Source organism: Brevibacillus sp. HB1.1 (assembly GCF_013332445.1).
In the GTDB taxonomy this organism is placed as follows: domain Bacteria; phylum Bacillota; class Bacilli; order Brevibacillales; family Brevibacillaceae; genus Brevibacillus; species Brevibacillus porteri.
In genome coordinates this window covers 14,768-26,801 of sequence record NZ_JABMIV010000009.1, presented here as the reverse complement: position 1 = coordinate 26,801, position 12,034 = coordinate 14,768, and the positions used below count along the sequence as shown (strand labels likewise).

The 12,034-nt window shown below is 48.4% G+C and carries 13 protein-coding genes; 12 read left to right on the top strand and 1 reads right to left on the bottom strand.

The genetic code is table 11. The features are described from left to right. Window positions 1-91 precede the first annotated feature (91 nt). Genes HPY27_RS21335 through HPY27_RS21325 form a run of 3 tightly spaced genes read left to right on the top strand, consistent with a single transcriptional unit; the run spans window position 92 to window position 1,778 of the window. The gene (locus tag HPY27_RS21335; RefSeq protein WP_007720892.1) at window positions 92-403 is read left to right on the top strand and encodes a YtrH family sporulation protein; all 312 of its coding nucleotides are present in this window, start codon (window positions 92-94) and stop codon (window positions 401-403) included. Beyond that, on the top strand, window positions 400-945 hold the full coding sequence (locus HPY27_RS21330) for a sporulation membrane protein YtrI (protein ID WP_017250425.1): 546 nt from the start codon (window positions 400-402) through the stop codon (window positions 943-945). Before HPY27_RS21335 ends, HPY27_RS21330 begins: the two co-directional genes overlap by 4 nt. Window positions 946-1,001: 56 nt before the next feature. Then, window positions 1,002-1,778 carry a sporulation protein gene (locus tag HPY27_RS21325; RefSeq protein WP_017250424.1) on the top strand — a complete coding sequence of 259 codons (777 nt, stop codon included), beginning with the start codon at window positions 1,002-1,004 and terminating at the stop codon, window positions 1,776-1,778. A 70-nt stretch (window positions 1,779-1,848) separates the two neighbouring features. On the opposite strand, the gene yjcZ is transcribed toward HPY27_RS21325, so the two are convergent. Further along, on the bottom strand, window positions 1,849-1,938 hold the full coding sequence (gene yjcZ / locus HPY27_RS21320) for a sporulation protein YjcZ (RefSeq protein WP_007720887.1): 90 nt from the start codon (window positions 1,936-1,938) through the stop codon (window positions 1,849-1,851). A 187-nt stretch (window positions 1,939-2,125) separates the two neighbouring features. Here yjcZ and codY point away from each other — a divergent pair, with 187 nt between their 5' ends. The 9 genes from codY (at window position 2,126) to menC (ending at window position 12,022) form a co-directional block, all read left to right on the top strand. Further along, window positions 2,126-2,902: a GTP-sensing pleiotropic transcriptional regulator CodY gene (gene codY, locus HPY27_RS21315; RefSeq protein WP_017250422.1), complete on the top strand. Its 777-nt coding sequence runs from the start codon at window positions 2,126-2,128 to the stop codon at window positions 2,900-2,902. Window positions 2,903-3,108: 206 nt separating this feature from the next. Further along, window positions 3,109-4,602 (top strand): M81 family metallopeptidase, encoded by a 1,494-nt coding sequence (locus HPY27_RS21310; protein ID WP_173623671.1) that lies wholly within the window; start codon window positions 3,109-3,111, stop codon window positions 4,600-4,602. Next, the gene (locus tag HPY27_RS21305; RefSeq protein WP_017250420.1) at window positions 4,603-5,481 is read left to right on the top strand and encodes a MurR/RpiR family transcriptional regulator; all 879 of its coding nucleotides are present in this window, start codon (window positions 4,603-4,605) and stop codon (window positions 5,479-5,481) included. Between the two features lie 25 nt (window positions 5,482-5,506). Then, entirely contained in the window at window positions 5,507-7,105 is a 1,599-nt protein-coding gene (locus tag HPY27_RS21300) for an ABC transporter substrate-binding protein (RefSeq protein ID WP_174225890.1), read from the top strand. A gap of 17 nt (window positions 7,106-7,122) precedes the next feature. Further along, window positions 7,123-8,043, top strand: coding sequence for an ABC transporter permease (locus tag HPY27_RS21295; RefSeq protein ID WP_017250418.1), 921 nt, complete (start codon window positions 7,123-7,125; stop codon window positions 8,041-8,043). 15 nt (window positions 8,044-8,058) lie between these two features. Beyond that, window positions 8,059-8,913 carry an ABC transporter permease gene (locus HPY27_RS21290; RefSeq protein WP_173623669.1) on the top strand — a complete coding sequence of 285 codons (855 nt, stop codon included), beginning with the start codon at window positions 8,059-8,061 and terminating at the stop codon, window positions 8,911-8,913. Between the two features lie 22 nt (window positions 8,914-8,935). Further along, complete coding sequence (locus tag HPY27_RS21285; protein ID WP_174225889.1) at window positions 8,936-9,925, top strand: ABC transporter ATP-binding protein; 990 nt, start codon at window positions 8,936-8,938, stop codon at window positions 9,923-9,925. Continuing rightward, window positions 9,922-10,929 carry an ABC transporter ATP-binding protein gene (locus tag HPY27_RS21280; protein WP_017250415.1) on the top strand — a complete coding sequence of 336 codons (1,008 nt, stop codon included), beginning with the start codon at window positions 9,922-9,924 and terminating at the stop codon, window positions 10,927-10,929. The genes HPY27_RS21285 and HPY27_RS21280 overlap by 4 nt, the downstream gene beginning before the upstream one ends. After that, a complete protein-coding gene (menC, locus tag HPY27_RS21275) occupies window positions 10,910-12,022 on the top strand; it encodes an o-succinylbenzoate synthase (protein WP_174225888.1) in 1,113 nt (370 codons plus the stop codon). Before HPY27_RS21280 ends, menC begins: the two co-directional genes overlap by 20 nt. The last annotated feature ends 12 nt before the right edge of the window (window positions 12,023-12,034 follow it).

Here is a 12,034-nt window from a genome sequence, read left to right as displayed (position 1 = left end):
TTGGAACGCTAACAAGTCCTGTTATAAAACCGGGATGACGAGCGTAGGGATAAGCATGTGCAGCTTGTTCGAAGAAAGGATGAAGCACAACATGGCACAAGTCATTTTGACGTTTTTCGTGGCTTATGGCATTGTGGTCGGCGGCGCTCTTTCAGGTGGGGTGGGCGCATTTCTCACAGAAAAGCCCCCGCTGTTATCCATGGCCCAATTGGCTGACCAGCTCAAAATATGGGGATTAGTTGGGGCATTGGGCGGAACCTTTGATTCGTTTTTGCAGATCGAAAAAATATTGATGGGAAATTTGACACCTGTCTTTAAGCAGCTTGTGATGATCGTCGTCGCATTCTTAGGTGCCCATATCGGAACGATTTGTGTGCATTGGCTGGTACAGGTGCGCTCATGAAGGTGACTCTTTGGAAACGTTACCTCGCACTTTTGCTCATGGGGTGCGTCTTGGGCGGAAGCGTGATTTTATTTACATACGGACGCGAAATGGAACAGATGATGCTGATCAAAAAAAGCTTGGAGCTACAAAATAAAAAACTGTACGAGGAAAATCTGGAGCTGAAGCAAAATCAGCGGGTCTATCGGAAAAAGCAAGAGACCGTCATCGAAGACGTACGCGCTTCTGTACTCACTGCGGATCAGAAGCAGCCACTCCATGCCACCATTGTGGTACAAGTAGTCGATCGCGTGGAAAAGGATCTCGCTTCGTTAAAAGGGAAGAAGGTTGAGCAGGTTGCGGAGGTCCATCAGGTCTTGCATGAAATGCTGCGACGCCGCGAATACATTTTGTCTGATCGAACGACAGTGGAGGTACGAATCAAAACGGTGGTAATCAGTAGAACGCTGCATGTGTTCGTGACAGCGGACGTTATACCTGATGATGTTTGGCAAAAGATTGCGCGAAACTTTCTATTTCTTCCGCCGTATATTTCAATATAGAATATCTGATAGCCAGATTATGTAGGTCTGGGTCGGTATAAAGGAGAGGCGAACACATGTCCATGTTCAAAAAATTGTTGGCTAGTGTAGGTATTGGCTCTGCGCAAGTAGATGCACGTCTTGAGCAGGATTCACTCATTCCCGGAGATACGGTCAGAGGTGAGGTCCATATCAAGGGAGGAGATGTGGCCCAAGAAATCGACGAGATTTACATGTATGTCGTCACACACTATGAAAGAGAAGTCAACGACACCAAGACAAAGGAAGAATGCACACTTGTAAAATATCGTCTGTCTGAGCGGGTACAATTGAAACCGAAAGAAGAAACCGTTCTGCCATTCGCTTTTCAATTACCTTACGAGACGCCATTGACGATGGGGCGCCAACCGGTTTACTTGCGGACAGGTCTCGATATTAAAAATGCGATTGACCCGGGGGATTCCGATTTCATCGAGGTTCGCCCACATCCGTTAATGTCTAAAGTGTTGGATGCGGTTCAACAGATCGGATTCCAGCTGTATAAGGTAGACTGTGAATACAATCGCCACCTAGGTCGCAAACATCCGTTTGTACAGGAATTTGAATTCCGTCCGACAGGGCCTTACCGCAGCCAATTGGAGGAACTCGAAGTAGTCTTCTATCTTCGCGATGGCGAATTGGAAGTTTTATTGGAACTGGATAAACGTGCGCGAGGCTTTATGGGATCTTTTGAAGAAGCGTTTAATCTCGATGAACGCTATATTCGTTTCCGTTTAACGAATGCGGATGTGAACAAGCATACGCATGTCATTGCAGAAGCGATTGAAGCACTCATTAAGCAGCAGCTTCGATAGAGAATATACAAAAAAGGCCTGACGGAGTGAACATGACCACTCTGTCAGCCTTTTTTCTTTTATGGAGGTCTTAATCATCGCCAACGCCTACGATAGTCAACAGAACGAACAAGACGAGAATTAGCGCAATCCCATTAAAGCCGCCGTTAAACAAGCTCATCGATTTTCCTCCCACACGTAAGGCGTAGTCAATTCCCTATAGGATAGTCATTGATCTATGAATCGGTGTCGAGGCTTCTACCTAATTCCTGTACACAACTTTCTTTTTAATTTTTCGATTTGCATGTATAGGGCTGGATTTTTCTGACAATACTGTGAGCATGAAGAATCCAGAGGAGGATATTATTATGAATTTGTTAGAAAAAACGAGAAAAATTAATGTGATGCTTCAAAAAACAATGGGTGGCAGCGGAGTAGGCTTCCAGGATCTCGCAAGGCTTTTATCTGAAGTGATTTCTGCAAATGTTTACATCATTACCGCAGATGGCTCGATCCTGGGAAGTGGAATGAATCAGGAAATTTCCCTGCAAGAAGACGGTCGTTCTTCCACGCAGCTGCAGGAAGGTGTACATCAAAAGCTGCTGGAAGTTACACAAACCTTGGCGAACGAGCCGGTTACCAGTCCGTACAGCCTGGTTCCAAAAGAGTTGAATTCGATCTTCCCGCAAATGATGACGACGATTGTTCCTATCAATGCAGGGGGAAGCCGTCTTGGCACACTCGTCCTGCTGCGTGCTTACGGTCAGTTTGAAACAGAGGATCTGATTTTGGGCGAGATCGGAGCTACCGTGATCGGTATGAAAATCGTTCGTCAGCGCACAGAACAGATTGAAAATGAAGTGCGCGACAAAACATTTGCCAAAATCGCACTCTCTTCGTTGTCCTACAGTGAACAGATCGCGATTGAAAAAATTATGGAGCAATTGGACGCACGCGAAGGTTTGCTGGTAGCTAGTCAGCTGGCAGATCAAGCAGGCCTGACACGTTCTGTCATCGTGAACGCTCTTCGCAAGCTGGCAAGTGCCGGTGTGCTGGAATCCCGTTCGTTAGGGATGAAGGGTACATATATCAAAGTGCTGAATGACAAGTTCCCATCTGAATTGGCAAAATGGAAAACCTCATAAATGGCATGAGCTACGAAAAAAGCTCTCCCTATACTAGGGAGAGCTTTTGTTTATGAATCAACGAGTATAGCAGAATAGATAAAACGTTCATGATTTAGCGGTTGAATAAATGATTTTCTTCCCTTTATAATGTCCACAAAGGTTGAAACTTCAAAAAAATCAAAAATTTAAAGTTCATACTTCAAGAATGAATGGAGGTTCTAAGAATGAAGGTGATTATTGGTGGGATTGCGCATGAAACAAACACGTTTTCCAATGTGCCCACGACGCTTGAGATGTTTCAAAGCTATGAGTGGGATTATCATGAAACGATTGTGAATCGCAATCGGGGCGTTCGGAACTTTCCAGGAGGGATGGTGGATCGCGCCGAAGAGCTGGGCATCGAGCTACTACCGACCTTTCTCACCTTTACGTATCCAGCGGGGACGATTTTGCGAGAAGCGTACGACCGGATTAAAAAGGAGCTTCTTGACACCATTGCTGCGACAGAAGGTGCAGACGCCATTTGTCTAGGACTTCACGGAGCGGGGGTCGTAGAAGGAATGGATGACCTGGAAGGTGACCTTCTGGCATCCGTGCGTCAGTTGGTCGGTTATGACATTCCCTTAATTGTTACGCTCGACCTCCACGCAAACATGACACAAAAAATGGTGGATGAAGCCGATGCGCTCCTGGGTGTCCATCTCTACCCACACGTGGATTGCTATGAACGTGGAATCGAAGCGATCGATCTGGCACACAAGATGGTTACGGAAGGTATAAAGCCGACCATGCATTTGACCAGACTGCCATTATTGATTCCGACATCAGCTACTCATCATTCCCCGGCACGCGAAATAAACGAAGCCTGCTGGACGTGGGAAAAGGAAGAAGGCGTCATCGACTGTGCATTCTTCCACGGATTTCCGTATACGGACATTCCTGAGCTGGGCGTTTCTGTTTTGAGCGTCACCAATAACGATCAGGAGCTCGCCAAAAAAGTGAGCGAGGATGTCGCCAGTCTGATTTGGGAAAAGCGGGATGAGTTCGAGCTGAACATGCCCGCGCCTGCCGAGGGAATTGCGATGGCACTGGAAACGGAAGGGATGCCCATTGTAATCAATGAGACCTCAGATAATCCAGGCGGAGGCACACCCGGAGACGGAACGCATTTACTGCGGGCCATGCTGGAAGCCCAGCTGACAAATGCATGCTTTGGTTTTATTTACGATCCCGAAGTGGTACAGATTGCCCATCAAGCTGGAGTAGGCGCTACCTTACAGCTATCCCTTGGTGGAAAGACAGACTACTTGCATGGAGAGCCACTTGAAGTAACAGCCTACGTCAAAGCTTTGACAGATGGAAAATTCATTGCGACGACGCCGATGGGGCAAGGCGGTCATGAGAATTTTGGCAAGTCCGTTCGCTTGCAAATTGACGGGGTTGATGTACTGGTTTGCTCCGTGAAATCGCAAGTGTTGGATGAGCAAATTTTTCTGTTGCACGGAATTGACGTGACCAAATACAAGATCGTGGCCTTGAAATCAAGCACACATTTCCGGGCATCATTCGAACCGATCAGCGCACGCGTCATTACCGTTGATTCGCCGGGATTGACGACACTCAACTTCCGCTTTTTCAAATACGAGCGCGCCATTCGTCCGATTTATCCGTTAGACCCAGCCACAGAGTGGAACCTACATCAATTGACAAGGAAGTAGATGATCATGGAATCCGTACAGGAGCGCATCCGCAAGCATTATCCGGAATTGACCAACCAACAAAAACTCGCAGCCAAATACATTCTCGCCGAGCCGAAGAGCGTTGCACTGCAACCAGCCAAAGTTGTCGGGGCATTGAGCGGCACAAGCGAAACCACAATCATCCGACTATCATACGCTCTCGCCTACTCCGGGTACAGCGAATTGCAAAACGAGATCCGCAGCTCCTTATTGGAAAAAGTCCCAAAAGCTGATGCCATCCACAGTTTTCGTACAGCGGCTGTGGAGATGAAGGGGAAACAAGACCTGATTTCTTATAACATGGAGCAGGATGTTGCGTATATTCGGCAAACATTAGGGGAGCTACAAAAGGACCAACTTTTGCAAGCGGTTTCAAGTATTATGGCAGCCAAACACATTCTTGTCGTAGGGTTTCGCAGCTCCTTTGCTCCGGCCCATTGGCTCGCCTTTACACTGAATGTCGTCCGAGGAAACGCGCATCTGTACAATGGGCCAGTTGATGACGTCAACTATCTGTTGACCCAGATCAATCAGGAGTGGCTCGTGATCGCACTCTCCTTTCCCCGCTATACGAGTGAAACCATCCTGTTTGCAAAAGCAGCCAAAGAGAGAGGTGCCAAAATCATCGGGATTACAGACGATGAGCTATCTCCGATTGGACCGGTAGCCGACCAAATTTTGAAAGTCAGCGCACCTGCTCCTACTGCCTTAAAAGGAATGACGGCGATCTTTTCCATGCTGAATATTTTGATCAGTGGTGTGGTTCAGGCTGATGGTGAACAGGTACAACAAAGACTGAAAGAATACGAAGAGACAAGTCGACAAATATACCCGTTTGTGGAAGGGACAGAAGTGTAACGGCCATTGATAAGGGGGATGGGACATGAAGATTCACAAGTGGAAGCAAGGGGCCTTGAGTGTATTTGTGGCAACGGCGTTGATTGCAGGCTGCTCCTCACAGCCGACCAATCAAACGGGGAATGACACGTCGGCCAAAGGGAACACATTAGTCATCGCTTCCTTGACGGACCCAGACTCGCTTGATATGCACAAAACGAGCTGGCTCAGTATGGAAAACAGTTTAATATACGAGCCTCTATTGACCCGCGATGCAACAGGCAAACTCCATCCGGGTTTGGCAGAGAAGTACGAGATCTCGCAGGACGGTAAGGTTTGGACATTTACCCTCCGAAAAGATGTCCGCTATCACTCTGGCGATCCAATGACGGCAGCATCCGTAAAAGATTCGTTTGACCGTTTGCTTGCCATTTCTCCTGTGAAGGGGCTTGCAGGTCCAATTGAAAAAGTGGAAGCAACAGACGAGCGTACGCTCAAGGTGCATTTTAGCCAACCATTTGCTCCTTTTGTTAACGTCATTGTCGGTGGATTAGTCTCACCTCTTGACGCCAAAAAGGCAAAAGAATTAGGGGATGGCTTCTCAGATAACCCATCTGCAACGGGGCCGATTATCTTTGACAAACGCGAGCGGGGTGCTTCGCTCACCTACAAGAAAAATCCTGATTATAACTGGGGACCGGAGTACGCTACCAACAAAGGTCCTCTGCAATTCGACAGCATGATGTTCCGGTTTATGAAAGACGACGATACACGCCTGATGGAATTCAAAAAGGGTACGGTCCATGTGTTGTATGATGCGCCGCCGAACTCGGTTGCGGAGCTTGAGACACTGCCCGGAGTCAAGATTGAGAAAGCGATGGACGTTGGAAACAAATACATTGCTTTTAACAATAAGCACCCGCTGTTTTCAGATGTTCGTCTGCGCAAAGCAATAGCCCTCTCCGTAGATCGTGATCCACTTGTTCAGGTAGCATTGAACGGATTCGGCAAGCCAGTCTATGGTCCATTGGCACCCACGATTTATGGCTACAGTGAAGCGATTGAAAGTAAGGCGAAGCAGTTGTATACGAGAGATTTAGGCAAAGCGAAGCAGTTGCTAGCAGAAGCAGGCTGGACGGATAGTAATGGGGATGGCATCGTAGATAAGGACGGAAAACCGTTGTCTGTAGAAATGCTCGTCTCTCAAGAGCCAGCATTTCAGCGAGCAGTGCAGATTTTGCAGAGCCAGCTGAAAGAAGCAGGTATTGATATGAAAATCAGCGTGCAAGAAATGACAACCATCAAAGAGCGCATTTCGAAAAAGTCGTATGACATGGCTTTGATGTACTATGGCTGGTTTGATGCTGATATCTTGTACCTCATCTTTGAAAAGAGCAATTCTACAAGCCGTACTCATTACAACAACCCTGAGTTGGATGTTTTACTGAACAAAGGACGTTTGGAAATGAATGAGCAGGCGCGTCTCAAGATTTACGAAGATGCACAGGAGATTTTGCTAAATGATTTGCCGTGGGTCCCTTTATGGGTTAGTGAGACGGTGATAGCAACTCGCGGCGTTAAAGGCTTCACGGTCAATCCGTACACGCAAGGTATTACGTTGCATGATGTCATGCTCGAAAAATAGACAACTGGGGTGAGGGCATGCGCCGATATGTAGTAAAAAGATTACTTTCCCTGGTAGGTACACTGTTTGGCGTTTCCGTCCTGATCTTCTTGATGGTGCACCTCATACCGGGTGATCCCGCAACACAAATACTCGGACAGTTTGCAACACCAGAGGCCATCAGTCAAATGAGAGCGTCGCTAGGTCTGGATCAACCACTATGGCAGCAATACATGCGATTTGCTGGAAACCTGTTCGCTGGCGATTTGGGAACATCGTTATTCACTGGCGAAAAGGTATGGGATCAGATTATGAACCGTTTCCCGATCACCATGCAGCTTGCCATCCTTAGTGTAATCATTGCCGCAATATTCGGTATCTTGTTGGGCACGATTGCTGCTGTCAAACAAAACACCATCATCGATCGGCTTGTCGTGCTTACCTCGTTACTCGGTATTTCGGCACCCGGCTTCTGGATTGCCTTGTTTCTTATCTGGATTTTTGCTTACAAACTTGCTTTGTTTCCGATTTCCGGCTATGAGGGGATTCACTCCTTGCTGCTGCCAGCGATTACGTTGGGTATGGCGGAAGCGGGGATGATCGCCCGTATGACCCGATCCAGCATGCTGGAAGTCATCAAGCAGGATTACATGCGGACAGCTGAGGCCAAGGGGGCAGCACTTTTCCGAATCATAGTGAGCCACGGTCTGCCGAACGCCATTATTCCTGTTGTCACGATGTTAGGCTTGCAGTTCGGTTCGCTCATGGCTGGAGCTGTGGTGGTGGAAACCGTGTTTTCTCTGCAAGGCATCGGCAGCCTGGCGATTGAGGCGATCAGTAAACGGGATATGCCGACCATACAGGGCATGGTGTTTTTCATGGCGTTGATTTTTGCCTTAACCAATTTGATCGTGGATCTCATTTACAGCCGGATTGATCCGCGAATCCATTTCGACTAAGGAAGGAGCAGATGGATGGTGAACAGTAATCGTCCGGAGTCGTATTGGGGTGGGATGGGCAAACGGCTGAGACGCAATAAGACAGCAATGGCGGGTGTGGTTATCCTAATCGTCTTCACACTGGGTTCGCTTCTTGCTCCAGTCATTGCCCCTCATCCTGTCGAACAAATGAACTTTAACAGTCGATTAAGCGCTCCGAGTATGACTCATCTTCTCGGAACAGATGATTTTGGCAGAGATATTTTTTCCCGTTTATTGCACGGGGGACGGATTTCCTTGCTGATGGGTTTGATAACGGTTGTGCTTTCTACCTTGATAGGTGTAACGCTCGGTATTATCGCTGGCTATTATCGTCGCGTGGATCTGTTTATCATGCAGGGCATGGATATTCTCATGTCACTTCCTGCTCTGCTTCTGGCGATCGCTGTCATTGCGGTCTTGGGTCCCGGTTTAACGAATGCCATGATTGCGGTAGTGATTGCCGTTATTCCGTCTTATGTGCGGGTCGTTCGCTCTGCAGTCTTATCCATAAGGGAAAAAGAGTACGTTGAGGCTGTTCGCGCTCTGGGGATCAGAGACTGGCAGATTTTACTGAAGCATATTTTACCCAATATTCTCTCCCCGATCATCGTGCTTTCCACCATTCAATTCGGTGTGAGTATTTTGGCGGCAGCTGCCTTGAGCTTCCTCGGACTGGGTGCGCAACCGCCGATGCCAGAGTGGGGAGCCATGGTTTTTGTCGGCAAGGCATTCTTGAGTCAGGCCTGGTGGATGTCCATTTTTCCTGGATTGGCCATTATGCTGGTTGTCCTTGGCTTCAATCTGTTAGGTGACGGATTACGGGATGCATTCGACCCGAAAACGAGGTAATGGATGAAGGGGGCACAAGCTGATGAAAGAGGTACTCTTGGAAGTAATTGATTTACGCTTGCAGTTTAAGACGGATAAGGGCGAGCTACCAGCGCTGCAAGGCATTTCTTTTCAGCTGAAAAAAGGTGAGACGGTCGCGCTGGTAGGCGAGTCTGGCTGTGGAAAAAGTGTGACGTCCTTGGCAATCATGGGGCTCTTGTCACGGGCAAATGCGCAGATGGAGGGAAGCATTCGGTTTCGTGATACCTTATTGAACCAGTTGAGTGCCAGTGAACTTCGCAACATTCGCGGAAAAGATATCGCGATGATTTTTCAGGAACCGATGACGTCACTCAATCCGGTCCATACGATCGGACGACAGCTGGAGGAAGTGTATCAGCTGCATACCGATTTATCGAAAAAAGAACGCCAAGCAAAAGCGGTTGAGATGCTCAAAAAAGTGGGCGTGCCGCGGGCAGAAGACATCATACGGGAATATCCCCATCAGCTATCAGGTGGGATGAAGCAGCGGGTCATGATTGCGATGGCGATGGCTTGTAACCCGGATTTATTGATCGCGGACGAGCCGACGACTGCACTGGATGTGACCATTCAAGCGCAAATTTTGGAATTGATGAACGATCTGAAGGAGAACGATCATACCTCCCTGCTGCTCATTACGCATGACTTGGGAGTGGTGGCTGAAATGGCTGATCGTGTACTTGTCATGTACTACGGGGAGATCGTAGAAGAAGCTGACGTTGCCAGTCTGTTTTCGAATCCGAAGCATCCCTATACGATTGGACTTTTACGCTGTATCCCCGATCTGGATGAGGAGGAGAAGCTACGTCTCGATCCGATTGAAGGCAGTGTCCCGCTACTGGGTGAAGTGACACAAGGGTGTGCATTCCGCTTCCGCTGCTCGCAGGCCGAAGAGCGATGTTACCAAGAAAAACCGCCGCTTAAGGCAACGGGCACAGGCACACAGGCCGTTCGATGCTGGCTGTACGAGAACAAGGAGATGGCGGTATGAGTGATATCTTGTTATCCGTAAACGATTTAAAGACGTATTTTCCCATTAGCAAAGGAATGTTTCGCAATAGCGACGAAGTGATCAAGGCAGTCGATGGGGTTTCTTTCCAGTTACGAAAAGGCGAAACGCTTGGGTTGGTAGGAGAAAGCGGTTGTGGCAAGTCAACGACTGGTCGCAGCATCATGCGACTCATTGAGCCGACAGGTGGAACGATTGAATTTGAGGGGCAAAACATTTTGGATATGTCGGCTGCACGATTTCGTCCACTCCGCAAACGAATGCAAATCGTGTTTCAAGACCCGTATGCGTCGTTAAATCCACGGATGACCGTGCAAGGGGCTTTAGAGGAAGCGTTAGGCGTCAAAGATCCGCAAATGTCTGCGAAAGAAAGGCGCGATCAAGTAAAAGAACTGCTTCAGATGGTCGGACTGAATGCTCAATACGCCACTCGCTTCCCCCATGAGTTCAGCGGTGGGCAGCGGCAGCGAATCGGGATCGCTCGAGCATTGGCGGTAGAACCTTCATTGATCGTAGCAGATGAGCCGGTTTCAGCACTTGACGTCTCCATTCAGGCGCAGATCGTGAATCTGTTGCAGGATTTGCAGCAACGTCTAGGCTTGAGCTATCTGTTTATTTCACACGATCTAGGTGTCGTTCGCCACATCAGCGACAGAATTGCGGTCATGTATCTTGGAAGAATCGTCGAAATCGCCAGCAAAAAGGATTTGTTTGCGCGACCGTTGCATCCGTACACGGTAGCGCTCATGTCAGCGGTTCCCAAAGCCAACCCGTTTCGGAAGAAGGAGAGAATCGTTCTTTCCGGGGATGTTCCCTCTCCAGCGAATGTTCCAGTTGGCTGTGCGTTTCATACCAGGTGCTCCTATGCTACGGATGTTTGCCGCACAGTGCGTCCTGTCGCTACACTTGCTTCGCCACAACATTATGTTGCTTGTCATTTATATGGAACAGAAGGGATGAAGTACATTGAAAATCGAACGAATTGAATTGCAGCAACTGCACATGCCACTTCGTTTCCGTTTTGAAACGAGCTTTGGATATACGACCATCAAGGAGCTCATTCTGGTCAGTGTGTATGGAGAGGGAGAGGTAGGGCACGCGGAAAGTGTGGCGATGTCGGCCCCTTATTATAGTGAAGAAACGACAGAGACAGCATGGCACATGATGGAGAAGTTTATGATTCCGAAGCTGTTCACGAACGAAATCGAGACCCCGGAAGATGTGGATCGGCTCTTTGCCCCCATTCGCCGTAATAACATGGCGAAGGCGGCTTTAGAAGGCGCGATCTGGGATCTCTACAGCAAGCAGAAAGGAATCTCTCTCGCCAAAGCATTAGGAGGCGAGAAATCTGTTATCGATGTAGGGATCAGCATTGGTATTGAACCGACTGTCGATCAAGTTTTGGCAAAAGTAGAGCGCCATCTCGGTGAGGGCTATAAGAAGATCAAGGTAAAGATCAAGCCGGGCTTTGACGTAGAGGTGATTCGAGCAATCCGCGAACGCTTTGGAGAGGGTGTCCCGCTGATGGCGGATGCGAACTCCGCATACACGATGGAGCATTTGGATGTGATGAAGGAGCTGGATCAATATGGGCTGATGATGATCGAACAGCCACTCGCCCATGATGACATTATTGATCATGCCAAGCTGCAAAGGGAGCTGTCCACGCCAATCTGCCTCGATGAAAGTATTCACAATGTGGATGATGCCAGAAAAGCAATAGAGCTAGGCAGCTGCGGCATTATTAATATCAAGGTGGGGAGGGTCGGTGGATTAACAGAGTCCAAACGCATTCACGACTTATGTCAGGCACACGACATTCCGGTTTGGTGCGGAGGCATGATTGAGTCGGGTGTCGGCCGCGCGCACAATATTGCGATTACCTCTTTGCCGAATTTCACGATCCCTGGTGATACAGCCGCCTCCAGCCGTTACTGGGAGGAAGACATCGTGGAGAATGGAGTAGAACTGATGGCTCCTGGCCAATTGGCAGTTCCAGATACCCCGGGCATCGGTTATACCCTGAACCAAAAGGCGATCGGCAATTATGTGATTCGTACGGCAAACTTCCGGCCTTAAAAAAAATGAAAA